The organism is Chromatiaceae bacterium (assembly GCA_016714645.1).
GTDB lineage: Bacteria > Pseudomonadota > Gammaproteobacteria > Chromatiales > Chromatiaceae > M0108.
The window spans coordinates 78,744-95,584 of sequence record JADKCI010000006.1 but is presented as its reverse complement, the minus strand read 5'-3'; the positions used below and the strand labels follow the sequence as shown (position 1 = coordinate 95,584).

Below are 16,841 nucleotides of genomic sequence, written 5' to 3'. Positions count from 1 at the left end.
AATATTAGCCCATTCATACCCAACACACCGGAGTTTTCGGTTTCCCGGGCCGGCCCTCCTGCTATAAGGCCGGCGAGTGACCAGCGCTGGGTATAGCCAGCGAACCCGACCCTCACCAGGAAGCCGCTCCCTCGGCGACACCTTTCAGCATCTCCGCCACCTCGCGCATGGCGGGGCTGTTGGCGGTCTCTTCCTCGGAGATGTTGCGATGGACGATGAAGGTCTTGCCCGCCTGGCCTGGCAAGGCATAGATGGACAGAATGAAGGGACAATTGACGAGGCGCTGGGGGTTCTCTTCGGTCATCTTCCGCGACAGGGTGGCGCTACAGAACTCGATGGACTCGGCGCGGCTATAGATGGGCCCGCCAATCCCCAGGTCCTTGCCGGTACGCTCCAGCATCTCGCCCAGGTGCATGATGTTGTTGATATAGAGCCCCCGCTCCTGGATGGCGTTCTTGGCGCCATCCAGCACGGTGTCAAAGTCGCTCTCGCTCTCGTACAGGGCGTAGGGGGCCGCCAGGGCGAGACTGGGGAGGGCAAAGAGGGCGAGGGTGAAAAGCTTATTCTTCATAATGCTTCCTATTGATAATGAATTAGGTCTCGAATCCGCCAGCCCCTAAGCCTGATCCTGGTGGTCCGAGGCCAGGTAGCACAGCACCTTTTGTTCGAGCGAGCTGGCCCAGATGGTCATGACGCCCTGCTCCCGGTCAAGATCGAGGACTCGCACGGCGTGTTCCCACCTCGCCGCCTCGGGCACCAGTTCCGCCAGACGGTTCGGGGACTGCTCGAAGAAGCCCAGGTCCCACAGATTGCCCTCCCGGCCAGGAAAGAGCGCCAGGTAGAGCATGTTCCACTCCACCAGGTCATTGAAAAAGTGGGTGCCAAGAGAGACATCGGGAATGAGATTCTCCCGCATCGCCACGATCTCGCAGAGCACCGCCACCTTGTCGATCTCCGCGAAAGAGACCGGCACACCGAGCAGCGGCATGGTGGTGCCCCAGCGCCCCGGCCCAAGCAGCATGACCTTGCGCCCCTGGTCATCGACACGCAGGAGACGCCCGATCAGCCGCGCCACCGCATAGCGATCCTGGATGGGGAGATGCCCATAAACGCTGGGCATGACATAAATAATGCGATCGATCTCGTGTTGGCGACTCTTGCCGATCACGGCGCCCGCGGCCTCCAGCACGATTTTGCCCCCGGTCGCAGCGATCGGCAGTTGGGCATCAGCGCCATCGGCGGAGATTTGCAAGGGACGGCACTGCACCAGATTGATCCGGTAGTCCTCATCGTCGCTGAAGTTGGCGGTGAACTCGATGTCCACCGGATAGTCGTAGGCCTCCTCGATAATTCTCAGCATCTCCCGCATGTCCTTGACGAAGGGGGTCTTGGACAGGAGATGATCAAAGGTCAGGAGCCGCGCCCTGGGGGGGGGCAGGCCCTGATTCGCCGCGCGGCGCGCCAGGCCCTCGTCCGGGGAACTGAAGATATGCAGCGGCAGGTCGTCCCTGCGACTGGTCATGTCGGTGAACTCGACCGCCACCACCTGGCTGGCATCCAGGTCGATCACATCCACGCGCCGCTGGGAGTACTGGCGCACCTCCTCGTCGTCACTCTCGGGCCGGCGCTGCGGCGCATTGAGGGCGACCACCCGGGTGTAGTCATCGTCCGAGCGATCCACCGCCCGGGTGCCCAGCCCAAACACCAGCCGCACCATGCCGGCCGCGGGGTCGATCAACTTGTTCCAGGCATAGGGGTTCTTGGACAGACCCACCCCGGCGATCTGGGGAAAGAAGTGATTCTCGTAGCGGCGGCCCGAGACCCGCTGCACCAGCAGCGACATCTGCTCGTCCCGGTCCAGCAGGCCACGCTGTTCCCGATAGCGCAGGGCCTTTTCGCTCAGGGTGCTGGCATAAATGGTCTTGACGGCGGCGATGAAGTCGTCGAGACGTTTCTGGTGAGAGCCCTGATTGGCGCAAAAGACGCTCTCGTATTTGCCCGCGAAGGCATTGCCATAGCTGTCCTCCAGCAGGCTGCTGGAACGGACAATGATTGGCGATTGGCTGAAATAATCGAGCATCTCGACGAACTCCTCCATGAGTTCATTGGGGAAGTGGCCGGTGATGATACGGCGGCGCGCCTCGTGCAAGTCGTCGAGCAGGGCATCCTGGCCCATGATCTGCCGTTGGCGATGGAGCCAGCAGCCGTTATCGACCAGGTAGGAATAGAAGATGTCGGAACCGATAAAGAAGGAATCGTGGGCCTCTAATAAGTCGCCCCAGCGGGGGTCCACCTTGCGCAGAATGGCACGCGCCAGCAGCATGCCCACCGATTTGCCGCCGATCAGACCCGTACCGATGATCCGCTTCCAGATGGTCAGCAGATCGCCGAGATCGAGAAACTTTTCGGCCAGGCTCAGGACCCGCTCCTCGCGGCTGAAGACCATCTCCGTCAGGGTGCGAAACACCTCCTGGGCCTCCTGACCCAGGTCCTCGCCACGCTCTTGCTGCTCCCAGACCCGCTCCGCTTGCAGAAAGGTGCGGTTCCACTTGCCAAGACGGAAATGCACGGCGTCCAGACCCGCCCAGGGCTTGGCGGTCAGGATCTCCGCGATGGTCGCGCTGTCCGAGATCGGCGTGAAGTGATCGCCCTCCCAGACATGCAGCATGTACATGGTCGGCGAGTAGCGATGTTCGACCTTGCTCGGCTGGATATAGACCTTCCCCTTACGCCGATAGACCTCGGTCAGAATCTGGGTGGTGTGGGAGATGGGAACCGTGGCCTGCACCGAATGGGTGTTACGCTGGAGGGGGAAATAGGCCAGGGACTCCAGGTCGAAGACATAGGGGCAGGTCAGCATAAAGAAATTGCCGAGCATCCGGTCGCTGGACCAGGCCTCGGCCAGGGTGGACAGGCAGTCGAACAAAAAGAAGGCCCCGCGACCCGCCTCGCGGATCTCCGCCCGGACCTGGGTGATAAAGCGCTCGAAGCCCAGGGAGATATCCAGATAGTGGATCTCCCCCGCGTCACCCTCTTGGAACAGCGGGGGGTGATCGGCGAAGCGGAAGTAAATCAACCGGCGCCCCTCTTTGCGCGCCGCCCGGCAATAGGCCGGCACCAGGGGCACGAAATCAGCGATGTCATCGATATGCCAGACCAGGTTGTCACCGGGCAGCAAACCCCGGAAGACGCGGTCGAGGGCCGTGATGCCGGTGCTGAAGTGGGATTCGATCATGCGGATACCTGGGTCTGTGGCAAGCTGGCCGGCCCCAACCCACCCCGCCTGCCGCGGGGCTCCGACCAGAGGAAGTGGCGCGAATCGGGATTATACGACCTTGCCAACCGGTGGGCCTAGGTTAGCCAGCAGGGGTCCGCGAGGCCGGTTGTTCGCTTGGGACTGAACCCCAGGGTAATCCGGGGCCTGGCGTTACCCTAATATTGCGCGGCCCAGATGACGGGACTACAATATTGAAAAATCTTGTAAATATTTTCGGGCGTCATTCAGAATCAAGAGCCAAGATAGCGATTGTCTTCCGAATAACCCTTCAACCTTCAGTCTGCATGAGCGGAATGAATCATGCTCACGCGTTACACCATCATGGTATTCGGCAAGGATGATGCCCTCTATTGGCAAGCGCACTGGTTAATTCTGAGCCTGATCGCTCATGCCGAACCGCCCTACGATATTGCCATCGCCACGGATCACCCGGACCACTTTAATTGGTTTGGCGATGCCGTCAGGGTGCATGGCATGTCCGAACAGGACGTTAACCAGTGGATAGGGCCGGAGGGGCACTTTTTTCGCGCCCTCATCAAGACCGTGGAATTCGGATTGGAGCTGCAACCCGCCGCGGATGCGGTCTTCTACCTCGATTCCGACATGGTACTCAATCGCAGTCTCGCCCCCGTGATCGCCGGGATAAAGGCGGGCGCCATCTATATGGATCGCTTTGAATACAATCTCTACGACAGCGGTCGCAAAGGCAATAAGGGCGCCAAAAAGTTGTGGGCACAGGTCGGCAACCGGGAATGGTCGGGGATCACCATAGACCGCAAGACCCCCATGTGGAATACCGGCATTACCGGACTCTCCGGCGCCAATCTCCCCTTGGTCAAAAAATCCCTGGCGGTCTGTGACGCCATCCTGGCAACGGACGTCCTGCACCGGCTGACCGAACAGATCGCCATGAGCGCGGCCATGACGGCCAATAACCAGGAAATCCGTGAAGTCAATCCGGACGGGCAGGAGCCTTACTTCACCCACTACTGGGCCAACAAGCGCGGCTGGCGGGAGGCGATCACCGGGCACCTGGCGACGATTCATCACCGGGGCCTGTCCGTAGCCCAGGCCGTGCAATTCTTTCTCGAAAATCCCATCGCCCGCCCGGCCAAGGTCAACAGAACCCGTAAATGGCATCGTTTCCTCGGGGTTCAGCCGGTACGCTGACGGCTCGCTATCACTCGCCCACGGGAATCCTCCGGGCGCATATCAGACCTGAATTCCATGTTCACCGACAGTTCCATACTCATCACGGGCGGCACCGGCTCCTTCGGCAAGGCCTTCGTCAAGACGGTACTGGATGCTCATCCCAAAACCCGGCGATTGGTCATCTTTAGTCGCGACGAGCTCAAACAGTATGAAATGTCGCAGGTCTTCGACCCGGCCATCTATCCCAACCTGCGCTATTTCATCGGGGACGTACGCGATTACAACCGCCTCAAGCGCGCCCTCGAAGGTATCGATACCGTCATCCATGCCGCCGCCCTGAAACAGGTACCGGCCGCCGAGTTCAATCCCTCGGAGTTCATCAAGACCAACATTCTGGGAGCCCAGAATCTGGTGGATGCCTGCCTGGAATGCAACGTCAAGCGGGTCATCTCCCTCTCCACCGACAAGGCAGCCGCCCCCATCAATCTTTACGGCGCCACCAAACTCTGTTCCGACAAACTCTTCACCGCCGCCAACAATATCCGCGGCCAGCGCGACATCCGTTTTGCCGTGGTGCGTTACGGCAACGTCCTGGGCAGCCGGGGCTCCGTCGTCCCCTTCTTTCTCGCTCGCCGCAAGACCGGCATTCTGCCCATCACCGACCCCGAGATGACCCGGTTCAACATTTGCCTGCAGGAGGGGGTGGACATGGTCCTCTGGGCCCTGGAAAACGCCCATGGCGGCGAGATCCTGGTCCCCAAGATCCCCAGCTATCGCATCACGGACCTGGCCCAGGCCATTGGCCCCGACTGCGAGCACACCGTCATCGGTATCCGTCCCGGCGAGAAACTCCACGAGGAAATGATCACCGCCAGTGACAGCTTCAATACCGTCGATCTCGGCCGCTACTTCGCCATTCTGCCCATGGCCGCCAAGTACAGCGTTGACCAGTATTGCGAGCGTCTGGGCTGCCCGGCGGTCGAACCCGGCTATGCCTATAACAGCGGCACCAATCCGCACTTTCTCACCGTCGAGGACTTGCGCGCCATGATTCAGCATGAAATGAACGTGGAGTTGTGAGGCAGGGGCCACCAACATGATCCCCTATGGCCGCCAGGAGATCACCGCCGCCGACATCGCCGCCGTTTCGGCGGTGCTGGGTTCCGACTTCCTCACCCAGGGCCCGGCGGTGCCGCGCTTCGAGCGGGCCATCGCCGACTATTGCGGTGCCGCCCACGGCGTGGCGGTCAATTCCGCCACCAGCGCCCTGCATATCGCCTGTCTGGCCCTCGACCTCGGCCCTGGCGACTGGCTCTGGACCTCCCCCAACACCTTCGTCGCCTCCGCCAATTGCGGGCGCTATTGCGGTGCCGCGGTGGATTTCGTCGATATCGACCCGGACAGCTACAACCTGAGCCCCGCGGCCCTGGCCGCCAAGCTGGAACAGGCCGCGGCCAGCGGCCGGCTGCCCAAGGTGGTCATCCCGGTCCACTTCGCTGGCCAGCCCTGCGCTATGCGGCCCATCGCCGAACTGGGCCAGCGCTACGGATTTCGCATCATCGAGGATGCCTCCCACGCCATCGGCGGACGCTATCGGGGGGAAGCCATCGGCAACTGTCGCTACAGCGACATCACCGTCTTCAGCTTCCACCCGGTCAAGATCATCACCACCGGCGAAGGCGGGCTGGCCACCACCAACGACCCCGCCCTGGCGGAGCGCATGGCCCGGTTGCGCAGCCACGGCATCAGCCGCGACCCGGCCGGCATGCGGGGGGAACCCGAGGGCCCCTGGTATTACCAGCAGATGGAGTTGGGTTTCAACTATCGCCTCACCGATATCCAGGCCGCCCTGGGTCACAGCCAACTGCAACGCCTCGACGACTATGTCACCTGCCGCCAGCGCCTGGCCGCGCGCTATGACCGGGGCCTCGCGGATCTGCCCCTGCGCCTGCCCTATCGCGATCCGGGACATCAATCGGCGCTTCATCTCTACCCCATCCAGGTCCTAAGGGAAAGACGCCGGATTTTCGAGGCCCTGCGCCTGGCCGACATTGGGGTCAATGTCCACTACATCCCGGTCCATACCCAGCCGGATTTCGCTCGATTCGGGTTCCGGCGCGGCGACTTTCCCCAGGCCGAGGCCTACTATGACCACGCTATCAGCCTGCCGCTCTTCCCCACCATGACCGAGGCCGAGCAGGACCGGGTTATGGCGGTGTTGACCGCCGCCCTGGCCTGAATGAGCCCGGGCCGCAAGCAATCCGACGCCAACCCATCCCCTTGACAGGTCCTGACCGCATGGCGAACCGCACCCTCATCATCGCCGCCCACCCCGATGACGAAGTCCTCGGTTGTGGCGGCGCCATCCTCAAGCTCACGGCGGCGGGCGCCGAGGTGCATATTGCCTTCCTGGCCGACGGCATCGGAGCGCGCAACCCGGACCCCGCCCGGCGACAGGCGGAACTGGCACATAGGCGCGCCGCCGCCGAGTCCGCCGCCCAAATCCTGGGCGCCGCCTCCCTGAGCTTTGACGACCTGCCCGACAACCGGCTGGACAGCATCCCCCTGCTGGACATCACCCAGAAGGTGGAGGCCCTGATCGACCTGTATCGCCCCACCACCCTCTTCACCCACCATGCCGGTGATCTCAACAGCGACCACCGCCGCACCCATCAGGCCGTCATCACTGCCTGCCGGCCCCAGCGGGGGCACCCCGTCCGCACCCTCCTCTGTTTTGAGTTGCCCTCCAGCACCGAGTGGCAGCCCCCCGGCTCCGGCCTGGCCTTCACCCCCCATTGGTTCGTGGACATCAGCACCACGCTGGATGGCAAACTCGCGGCCCTGGATGCCTATGCCGACGAGTTGCGTGACTGGCCCCACCCCCGTTCCCGCCAAGGCATCGAGCACCTGGCCCGCTGGCGGGGCGCCAGTGTCGGATGCGACGCCGCCGAGGCCTTTATGCTGGCGCGTCATCTGCAATAAACCCTTAGCCGCCTACCCCGAAAAGGCTTGTCCGCGAATAAGTATTCCTGATTCTGGCAAGTTGCGTGAAGACACCGATAGGCCTACTATTTCCCGCCCCTTGAAAGGCTTGGGTGGTTCATCACCATTGCCCCAGCCGATCCTGGATAAACTGCGTGGGCAAAGTATCCGCGCAAGCTTCTCATTTACCCACTGAGACGGGCGCCGCCCGAAGAAAAATCCTATGTCATCCAATACAAAGGCAATCGCCGCATTCGTGGCCGAGGTCGTAGCCAAGAACCCGAATGAGCCTGAATTCCATCAAGCCGTGCATGAGGTCATTCACTCCGTCTATCCGGTGGTCGAGGCGACCCCGGCCTATCGCGAGGCGCGCATCCTGGATCGACTGGTGGAACCCGAACGGGTGGTTATGTTCCGGGTGCCCTGGATCGATGATCAGGGCCAGATGCAGATCAATCGCGGCTACCGCATCGAGATGAATAGCGCCATTGGCCCCTATAAAGGCGGCCTGCGCTTTCATCCCACCGTCACCCTCGGCGTCCTCAAATTCCTCGCCTTTGAACAGGTCCTCAAGAACAGCCTCACCACCCTCTCCATGGGCGGCGGCAAGGGCGGTTCGGACTTCGATCCCAAGGGCAAGAGCAACAATGAGGTCATGCGCTTTTGCCAGTCCTTCATGACCGAACTCTATCGCCACATCGGCCCCGATACCGACGTACCCGCCGGTGATATCGGCGTGGGTGGTCGCGAGATTGGCTATCTCTTTGGGCAATACAAGCGTATCGCCAACCGCTTTAACGGCGTCCTGACCGGCAAAGGCCTCTCCTTTGGTGGCTCACTGCTACGTCCCGAGGCGACGGGCTACGGCGCCGTCTATTTCGCCCAGGAGATGTTGGCGACCCGTGGCCAGGACGTCAGAGGCAGGGTCGCGACCGTCTCCGGCTCCGGCAATGTCGCCCAGTACACGGTGGAAAAATTGATTGACTGCGGCGCCAAGCCCGTCACCCTCTCCGATTCCGGTGGCACCATCGTGGACGAGGATGGCATCGACGCCGAGAAGCTTGCCTGGGTCATGGATCTCAAGAACGTGCGCCGGGGCCGGATCAGCGAATACGCCAACCGCTTCCCCAATGCCCGCTTCCTGGCCGGTCAAAGGCCCTGGGGCGTCAAGTGCGACCTGGCCTTCCCCAGCGCCACCCAGAACGAGGTAGACGAGAGCGATGCCCGGACCCTGGTGGCCAACGGCTGCCTCTGCGTCTCCGAGGGGGCCAACATGCCCACCACCCCGGAGGGTGTCGAGGTCTTCCTGGCGGCCCGCATCCTGTACGGACCCGGCAAGGCCGCCAACGCTGGTGGCGTCTCGGTTTCTGGCCTGGAGATGACCCAGAACGCAGGCGTCGTCGGCTGGCCGCGCGCGGAGGTGGATATGCGCCTCCAGCAGATCATGAAGTCGATCCACGCCAACTGCGTCCAGTATGGCGAGCAGGATGGCTTCGTGAATTATGTCCGCGGCGCCAACGTCGCCGGCTTCGTCAAGGTGGCCGACGCCATGCTGGCCCAGGGTTGCGTGTAACGCGCTAGGCTGACCCACGAAAAAGGGGCGGTCCGCCAGGATCGCCCCTTTTTTTGCCTCCAGGCCCGCCGCTGCTAGCGGGGCAGCTCGGACTTGCCCATCAGATACTCATCCACCGACCGCGCGCATTGGCGCCCCTCGCGAATCGCCCAGACCACCAGGGATTGGCCCCGGCGCATATCGCCGGCGGTGAAGACCCGCGGCGCCGAGGTATGGTAGGCCTCGGGGCCCTCGGTCCCGCTCTTGACGTTGCCCCGGCTGTCCAGTTCCACCCGCAGGCCCGCCAGCAGGCCCTCGCGCACGGGATGCACGAAACCCATGGCCAGCAAGACCAGATCCGCCTGCAACTCAAACGCCGAGCCGGGGACCTCGGTCATGCGCCAGCCCCCCGCCTCATCCCGCGCCCATTCGACCCGCACGCAGGCCACGGCCCGCACCCGACCCTGGCCATCGTCGAGGAAGGCCTTGGTGGCGATGGACCACATCCGCTCGCAACCCTCCTCGTGGGAGGAGGAGGTCCGCAGACGATTAGGCCATTCCGGCCAGGTCAGGGCCTTGTTCTCCCGCTCCGGGGGCTTGGGCAGAATTTCGATCTGGGTCACCGACTGGGCACCCTGGCGATTCGAGGTGCCGATGCAGTCGGAACCTGTATCGCCCCCGCCAATCACCACCACGTGTCGCGCCTCGGCGGTGAAGCCGTTAATGCGATCGCCAGCGACGCGGTGATTCTGGGGTTGCAGAAAATCCAGGGCGAAATGCACCCCCTCCAGTTCCCGGCCCGGGATGGGCAGATCACGGGGATACTCGGACCCGCCCGCCAGGACCAGGGCATCGAAGTCGTCCAGCAGCCGACTCACCGGCATATCCACCCCGACGTGGGTCTGGGTATGGAAGGCCACCCCCTCGGCATGCATCTGGGCGATGCGACGGTCGATCAGGAACTTCTCCATCTTGAAGTCCGGGATACCGTAGCGTAGCAGGCCCCCGATCCGATCGGCCTTCTCGTAAACATGCACCTTGTGGCCGACCCGCGCCAGTTGCTGTGCACAGGCCAGGCCCGCCGGGCCCGACCCCACCACGGCGATGCGCCGCCCGGTGCGGTGCTCCGGGATATTGGGCTGAATCCAGCCCTCCTCCCAGGCCCGATCGACGATGGCACACTCGATGGCCTTGATGGCCACCGGGGTGTCGTCGATGTTCAGGGTGCAGGAGGCCTCGCAGGGGGCCGGACAGATACGACCGGTGAACTCCGGAAAGTTATTGGTGGAGTGCAGCACCTCGATGGCCCGTCGCCAATCGCCGCGAAATACCAGGTCGTTCCAGTCAGGAATCAGGTTATTGACCGGACAGCCTTGATGACAGAAGGGGATGCCGCAGTCCATGCAGCGCGCCCCCTGCTGGCGCATCCCCTCCTCGCCCAGGGGAATGACGAACTCCTGGTAATTTTGCAGACGGTCCGCGACGGGGGCGTAGGCCCGATCCTGTCGCTGATATTCCATGAATCCGGTTGTCTTGCCCATGATTGGCGATCCTCCTAAGCGGCCTTGGCGAGCGCGGCCTGTTGTTCCGCGAGCAACTGGGTGAGCGCACGCCGGTAATCCACCGGCATGACCTTAACGAACTTCTGCAGGCTCTCGGCCCAATGGTCGAGGAGCCGTTGCGCGACGGGGCTGCCGGTGTAGTCGCGGTGACGCTCTACCAGTTGCCGCAGACGGACGGCATCGAAGCGCGTCATGTCGTGACTCACATCGACCCGGCCGTGGGCCGCGAGGTCACCCCCCTGGTGATACAGGGCCTCCAGGGCGGCGTCCTCGGGGGGGATAGGCTCGAGCTCGACCATGGTCTGGTTGCAGCGCTTGGCGAAATGGCCCTCCTCGTCGAGGACATAGGCGATACCGCCGCTCATGCCCGCCGCGAAGTTGCGGCCCGTGGGCCCCAGGCAGACGACCACGCCACCCGTCATGTACTCGCAGCCATGATCACCGACCCCCTCGACCACCGCCGTGGCCCCAGAGTTACGCACCGCGAAGCGCTCGCCCGCGACGCCGCGCAGGAAGCACTCACCGGAGATAGCGCCATAGAGGGCCGTGTTGCCGACGATGATGTTGTCCTCGGCGCGGGCCAGGCCTGTATTGGCCGGGGGCTGGGCGATGATGCGCCCGCCCGAGAGCCCCTTGCCCACATAGTCATTGGCGACGCCCTCCAGGGCGACCGTGATGCCACGCGCCAGCCAGGCCCCGAAGGACTGGCCCGCGGTGCCCAGGGCCCGGATCGAGATGCAGTCCTCCGGCAGACCGGCGTGACCGTAGCGAGCCGCGACCCGGCCCGAGAGCATGGCGCCAAAGGTGCGGTTGTGGTTACGGACCTGAATCTCGATCCGCACCGGCTGGCCGCCCTCCAGGGCCGGCCCGGCCTGGCGTATCAATTCGTGATCCAGGGCCTTGTCCAGGCCATGATCCTGGGGCTCGCAGTGATGGGTCGCGACCCCCTCCCGAGCCGGCGGCAGGTGCAGCAGGCGGGCGAAATCCAGGCCCTTGGCCTTCCAATGACTGATGGCCCGGCGCACATCGATAAGATCGGCGCGCCCGATCATGTCCTCGAAGCGCCGGAAGCCCAGCCGCGCCATCAGACGGCGCACCTCCTCGGCCACGAAGAAGAAATAATTGATGACGTGTTCCGGCTTACCCGTGAAGCGCTTGCGCAACTCCGGGTCCTGGGTCGCCACTCCCACCGGGCAGGTATTGAGGTGACACTTGCGCATCATGATGCAGCCCGACACCACCAGGGGCGCGGTCGCAAAGCCGAACTCATCGGCCCCGAGCAGGGCCCCGACCACCACGTCGCGCCCGGTACGCAGGCCGCCATCGACCTGCACCGCGATGCGCCCGCGCAGGCGGTTGAGCACCAGGGTCTGATGGGTTTCGGCCAGGCCGATCTCCCATGGCGAACCCGCATGCTTGATGGAGGTCAGGGGCGAGGCCCCGGTACCGCCCTCGTAGCCCGAGATGGTGACATGATCGGCGTGGGCCTTGGCCACACCCGCCGCGACCGTGCCGACGCCCACCTCCGAGACCAGCTTCACCGAGATGCGGGCCCCGGGGTTGACGTTCTTGAGGTCATGGATGAGCTGCGCCAGATCCTCTATGGAATAGATGTCATGGTGCGGCGGCGGCGAGATGAGGCCAACCCCCGGCGTCGAGTGCCGCACCCGGGCGATCTGTTTGCTCACCTTATGGCCGGGTAACTGGCCGCCCTCTCCCGGCTTGGCGCCCTGCGCCATCTTGATCTGGATGTCGTCGGCGTTGACCAGGTATTCAGTGGTCACCCCAAACCGCCCCGAGGCCACCTGCTTGATGGCGGAGCGCTGGGGATTACGCGAGCCATCCGCCAGGGGGAGGAAGCGCTCCGGCTCCTCGCCGCCCTCGCCCGTATTGGACTTACCGCCGATCTGGTTCATGGCGATGGCGAGAGTGGTGTGGGCCTCCTGGGAGATGGACCCGAAGGACATGGCCCCGGTGGCGAAGCGCTTGACGATCCCGGCCGCCGGCTCGACCTCGTCGAGAGGCACCGGGTTGCGGTCCAGGGCCAGCTCGAACAGGCCGCGCAGGGTCAGCAGCCGCTCATTCTGATCGTTGATGGTGCGGGAAAAGGCCTCGTAGGTCGGCCAGTCGTTGGCGCGGGTGGCGTGCTGTAGCTGGGCGATGGAATCCGGGGTCCAGGCATGGGCCTCGCCACGGATGCGGAAGGCGTAGTCACCGCCCACGTCCAGATCATTTTCGTAGATAGGATTGGCGCCAAAGGCATCGGCGTGCCAGCGCACCGCCTCTTCCGCGATCTCCCGCAGGCCGACACCCTCGATGCGCGTCGCCGTGCCGGTGAAATAGGTCTCCACAAAGTCGCTGGAGAGCCCCACGGCATCGAAGATCTGGGCACCACAGTAGGATTGGTAGGTCGAGATGCCCATCTTGGACATGACCTTGAGCAGCCCCTTCTTGATGCTCTTCATATAGCGGTTGTGCAATTCCGCCTCGGAAATCTTCTCCGCCAGCTGGGGGCGCAGGGCCGAGAGGCTGTCGAAGGCGAGGTAGGGGTTGATGGCCTCGGCGCCATAGCCGGCCAGGACGGCGAAATGATGGATCTCGCGGGCCGCCCCCGTCTCCACCACCAGACCCGACTCGGTGCGCAGGCCCATGCGCACCAGATGATGGTGCACGGCGGCGGTGGCCAGCGGGGCGGGGATAGGAATATGGTCCGCATCGACCTCCCGGTCCGAGAGCACCAGGATGTTGTGGCCGTCGCGGACCGCCCGCTCCGCCGCCGCGCAGAGCAGGGCCACGGCGGACTTCATGCCTGCGGACCCCTGATCCACCGGGTAACAGATGCTGATGGTCTGGGTGCGGAAGGCCCCGGCGGTGTGATCCTCGATATGACGGATGCGGGCCAGGTCCGTGTTGGTCAGGATGGGGTGATCCACCTCCAGCCGCAGGTGGTTGCCACCGTCGTGGATGCCCAGCAGATTCGGGCGCGGCCCGATCAGGGACACCAGCGACATCACCAGCTCCTCGCGGATGGGGTCGATGGGCGGGTTGGTGACCTGGGCGAAGTTCTGCTGGAAGTAATTGAATAGGGGCTTGGGCTTATTCGACAGGATGGCGATGGGGTTGTCCGCCCCCATGGAGCCCACCGCCTCCTCGCCGGTGGTGGCCATGGGCGTCATCAGGAACTTGAGGTCTTCCTGGGTATAGCCGAAGGCCTGCTGGCGATCGAGCAGGGCCTGGGCACCGGGGGCCATGGGGCCGATATCCGGCGGCAACTCACGTAGGCGAATCTGGGTGCGATCCAGCCACTCCTGGTAGGGCTTGGCGGCCGCCAGGCTGGCCTTGACCTCGGCGTCATCGATGATGCGCCCCTGCTCCAGATCGATGAGGAACATCTTGCCGGGCTGCAGGCGCCACTTACGGACGATGCGCTCCTCGGGGATGTCCAGGACGCCCATCTCGGAGGCCATGACCACCAGATCGTCGTCCGTGATCAGATAGCGGGCGGGCCGCAGACCATTGCGATCCAGGGTGGCGCCAATCTGGCGGCCATCGGTGAAGGCCACCGCCGCCGGGCCATCCCAGGGCTCCATGAGGGCGGCGTGGTACTCGTAGAAGGCGCGGCGCCGATCGTCCATCAGTGGGTTGCCGGCCCAGGCCTCGGGGATCAGGACCATCATGGCGTGGGCCAGGGAATAGCCGCCCACCACCAGGAGTTCCAGGGCGTTGTCGAAACAGGCGGAGTCGGACTGATTCTCGGGAATCAGGGGCCAGATCTTGTCCAGGTCCGGGCCGATGATCTCGGACGTCATGTTGTGGCGACGGGCCGCCATCCAGTTGAGGTTGCCGCGCAGGGTATTGATCTCGCCATTGTGGGCGATCATGCGGAAGGGGTGGGCCAGGTTCCAGGTCGGGAAGGTATTGGTGGAGAAACGCTGGTGGACCAGGGCCAGGGCCGACTCAAACAGCGGATGGTGCAGATCCCGGTAGTAGGTCCCCACCTGGTCCGCCAGGAACATGCCCTTATAGACCAGGGTGCGGGTGGAGAGAGAGGCGACGTAAAAGCTGGCCTGGGGCAGCCCGGCGAAGCGGATGGCGTTATCCATGCGCTTACGGGTCACGAAAAGGCTGCGCTCGAAGGCGTCCTGGTCCAGATGTCGCTCCCCGCGGGCGATGAATAGCTGGCGGACCACGGGCTCCGTGGGGAGGACGCTCGCACTCAGGACGCTGCTGTCCACCGGCACGGCACGCCAACCCAGGACCCGATCACCGCCCTCGGCGATCTGGCGCTCAATGACCGCCTGGATCTCCCCATGGCGACCGCTCTCCCGGGGCAAAAAGATCATGCCGACCGCATAGCTGCCCACCGGGGGCAGTTCGAAGCCCACCTCGGCGCGCAGGAAGGCGTCGGGGATCTGCACCAGGATGCCGGCTCCATCACCGGCGCGGGGATCGGCCCCCACGGCCCCGCGGTGCGTCAGGCGGACCAGGATCTCCAGACCCTGCTCGACGATACGGCGGCTCTTGACATTCTTGATATTGCAGACGAAGCCCACGCCACAGGCATCATGCTCGTAGGCGGGGTCATAGAGTCCCTGCGCTTGGGGTAGGCCGTTAAGGCTCATCGCTCACCTCATGGGAACCGGTATCGGATTTTCGGCCGCCAAGTCAGAGGCGGCATTTCGTTAGGCTTGGGATATTATGCCAAATGTATGCCAAAACTGCCCAGCGAATAAGGACCTGGCCCCCAGCCCCGAGCCAGGGTGCGCCTTGCCCCCTCACGGTGCAGGAATCCTGCCCGAGGGCCCCCACCGGCCAAGCTCCGGCCTCGCCCCAAACCGAGAAGCCGCGAACCTTGCTCATAATTGGGGCAAAGGCCATCAATTACGCACCACCATAGCGCGAGCCCGCCGGCTTGGCCTCAATAAACCCACCCCATGCCTTGATTCCCTGGCACGCGGGGGCTGCTCTGATTCGCCCATTAATTTTCTAGCCCTGGCCGAAGCATGCCGCTGTTATGAAAATCGGTGTACCCCAAGAGACTTGCGCCGGGGAAACCCGCGTCGCCTCCTCCCCCGAGATGGTCAAAAAGCTGGTCAAGACCGGTTTCCAGGTCCAGATCGAGGCCGGCGCCGGCGTCGCCGGCCTCCAGGCCATCGCCACCGCCCGCCGCCTGGGTTGCGACGTCCATGCCTACGACGTCCGCCCCGAGACCCAGGAGCAGATCCAGTCCCTGGGCGCCAAGGACACCATCGAAGGGATGTGCAACGCCCTCAAGGGCGGCGGGCATTAATGGGTGAGGCGTGAGGGTTTTTGACGGGTGCCCGCGGAGAACGGCGGTCGTTGGACAGTTGGGCTAGACTGTCGGCATCCTCGCCCTGCCCTCCATCAGGAGCCGCCATGAGCCCCCGGTTGCAGAAACTGCCCATCGGCATCCAGACCTTCCGCCAGATCATTGCCGAGGGCTATACCTACGTTGACAAGACCGCGCAGGCCTTTGCCCTGGCAAGTGAGGGCAAATATTACTTCCTCTCGCGCCCCCGCCGCTTCGGCAAGAGCCTGTTTCTGGATACCCTCAAGGAGCTGTTCGAGGGCAGCGAGGAGCTGTTTCGGGGCCTCGCCACCCATGGTTTCAGGCCGGGTATCTGACCATCGCCGAGAGCCGCTGGCAGCGGTCGCGACTGCTCTACCGCCTGCGCCTGCCGAACCAGGAGGTGAATATGGCGCTGGCCGATCACCTGATCGACGGCTATCTCGGCACTCTGCCCAGTAGCCGGGCGCCGCGCCAAGACGCCCTCTATGGCTGTTTGATCCAGGGCGGTCTGCCCGGCCTGGTCGCCGCCATCCACCGCCTGTTCGCCGGTATCCCCTGGCGCAACTTCACGCAGAATGATCTCCCGGATGCCGAGGGCTATTACGCCAGCGTCCTCTACGCCTTCTTCGTTAGCCTCAACGCCGACATCATCCCCGAGGACATTGGCAACCAGGGTCAGGTTGATCTGACCCTCAAGCTAGAGGGCTTCATCTACGTTATCGAGATCAAACTCCAGCGCGGCCAAACCCCCGCTCGGCCCGTCACACCCCTCGACCCGCTGTCAGACGACGCCGCCTCGCCCTTACGCCTGCAAAGCGGCGCCAACCCGGCCCTGGATCAGATCCGCGCCCGCGACTACAGCGCCAAGTATCGCGGTCTGCCCAACCAGGGGCTGTTCGAGGTCGGGCTGGTCTTCGAACGTCAGGCCCGCAATCTGGTGCAGGCCGACTGGCGGGTGGTGGGGGCATAAGCCGGGCGTTCAGCCCCCTCTCCCCAGCCCTCCCC

Annotated in this window: 9 protein-coding genes and 2 pseudogenes; 7 read left to right on the top strand and 4 right to left on the bottom strand. The window is 63.9% G+C overall.

Annotated features, from left to right (window positions below):
* Nucleotides 1–112: 112 nt before the first annotated feature.
* On the bottom strand, nucleotides 113–571 hold the full coding sequence (locus IPN92_20045) for a DUF302 domain-containing protein (protein MBK8640459.1): 459 nt from the start codon (nucleotides 569–571) through the stop codon (nucleotides 113–115).
* 45 nt (nucleotides 572–616) lie between these two features.
* The gene (locus tag IPN92_20040; protein MBK8640458.1) at nucleotides 617–3,235 is read right to left on the bottom strand and encodes a pyruvate, phosphate dikinase; all 2,619 of its coding nucleotides are present in this window, start codon (nucleotides 3,233–3,235) and stop codon (nucleotides 617–619) included.
* A gap of 342 nt (nucleotides 3,236–3,577) precedes the next feature.
* Between IPN92_20040 and IPN92_20035 the strand changes: the two genes are divergently transcribed.
* The 5 genes from IPN92_20035 to gdhA all read left to right on the top strand — a co-directional run bounded on the left by IPN92_20035 (nucleotide 3,578) and on the right by gdhA (nucleotide 8,984).
* Nucleotides 3,578–4,447: a hypothetical protein gene (locus IPN92_20035; GenBank protein MBK8640457.1), complete on the top strand. Its 870-nt coding sequence runs from the start codon at nucleotides 3,578–3,580 to the stop codon at nucleotides 4,445–4,447.
* 57 nt (nucleotides 4,448–4,504) lie between these two features.
* Entirely contained in the window at nucleotides 4,505–5,509 is a 1,005-nt protein-coding gene (pseB, locus tag IPN92_20030) for a UDP-N-acetylglucosamine 4,6-dehydratase (inverting) (protein MBK8640456.1), read from the top strand.
* A 16-nt stretch (nucleotides 5,510–5,525) separates the two neighbouring features.
* Entirely contained in the window at nucleotides 5,526–6,668 is a 1,143-nt protein-coding gene (pseC, locus tag IPN92_20025) for a UDP-4-amino-4,6-dideoxy-N-acetyl-beta-L-altrosamine transaminase (protein ID MBK8640455.1), read from the top strand.
* A gap of 59 nt (nucleotides 6,669–6,727) precedes the next feature.
* The gene (locus IPN92_20020) at nucleotides 6,728–7,411 is read left to right on the top strand and encodes a PIG-L family deacetylase (GenBank protein MBK8640454.1); all 684 of its coding nucleotides are present in this window, start codon (nucleotides 6,728–6,730) and stop codon (nucleotides 7,409–7,411) included.
* A 223-nt stretch (nucleotides 7,412–7,634) separates the two neighbouring features.
* Nucleotides 7,635–8,984 carry an NADP-specific glutamate dehydrogenase gene (gene gdhA / locus IPN92_20015; GenBank protein MBK8640453.1) on the top strand — a complete coding sequence of 450 codons (1,350 nt, stop codon included), beginning with the start codon at nucleotides 7,635–7,637 and terminating at the stop codon, nucleotides 8,982–8,984.
* Between the two features lie 74 nt (nucleotides 8,985–9,058).
* Here gdhA and IPN92_20010 read toward each other — a convergent pair whose 3' ends face one another.
* On the bottom strand, nucleotides 9,059–10,504 hold the full coding sequence (locus IPN92_20010) for a glutamate synthase subunit beta (GenBank protein ID MBK8640452.1): 1,446 nt from the start codon (nucleotides 10,502–10,504) through the stop codon (nucleotides 9,059–9,061).
* 14 nt (nucleotides 10,505–10,518) lie between these two features.
* Nucleotides 10,519–15,147, bottom strand: a complete 4,629-nt coding sequence (gene gltB, locus IPN92_20005) for a glutamate synthase large subunit (protein MBK8640451.1) — start codon at nucleotides 15,145–15,147, stop codon at nucleotides 10,519–10,521.
* Between the two features lie 392 nt (nucleotides 15,148–15,539).
* On the opposite strand from gltB, the pseudogene IPN92_20000 reads away from it, so the two are divergent.
* Nucleotides 15,540–15,767, top strand: a pseudogene (locus IPN92_20000) (hypothetical protein).
* 155 nt (nucleotides 15,768–15,922) lie between these two features.
* Nucleotides 15,923–16,806: pseudogene (locus tag IPN92_19995) on the top strand (AAA family ATPase).
* Nucleotides 16,807–16,841 lie beyond the last annotated feature (35 nt).

What these genes read in the sequence shown, in the direction of transcription:
- IPN92_20045 (MBK8640459.1), bottom strand. Translation starts at nt 571, where the DNA reads ATGAAGAATAAGCTTTTCACCCTCGCCCTCTTTGCCCTCCCCAGTCTC.
- IPN92_20040 (MBK8640458.1), bottom strand. Translation starts at nt 3,235, where the DNA reads ATGATCGAATCCCACTTCAGCACCGGCATCACGGCCCTCGACCGCGTC.
- IPN92_20035 (MBK8640457.1), top strand. Translation starts at nt 3,578, where the DNA reads ATGCTCACGCGTTACACCATCATGGTATTCGGCAAGGATGATGCCCTC.
- pseB (MBK8640456.1), top strand. Translation starts at nt 4,505, where the DNA reads ATGTTCACCGACAGTTCCATACTCATCACGGGCGGCACCGGCTCCTTC.
- pseC (MBK8640455.1), top strand. Translation starts at nt 5,526, where the DNA reads ATGATCCCCTATGGCCGCCAGGAGATCACCGCCGCCGACATCGCCGCC.
- IPN92_20020 (MBK8640454.1), top strand. Translation starts at nt 6,728, where the DNA reads ATGGCGAACCGCACCCTCATCATCGCCGCCCACCCCGATGACGAAGTC.
- gdhA (MBK8640453.1), top strand. Translation starts at nt 7,635, where the DNA reads ATGTCATCCAATACAAAGGCAATCGCCGCATTCGTGGCCGAGGTCGTA.
- IPN92_20010 (MBK8640452.1), bottom strand. Translation starts at nt 10,504, where the DNA reads ATGGGCAAGACAACCGGATTCATGGAATATCAGCGACAGGATCGGGCC.
- gltB (MBK8640451.1), bottom strand. Translation starts at nt 15,147, where the DNA reads ATGAGCCTTAACGGCCTACCCCAAGCGCAGGGACTCTATGACCCCGCC.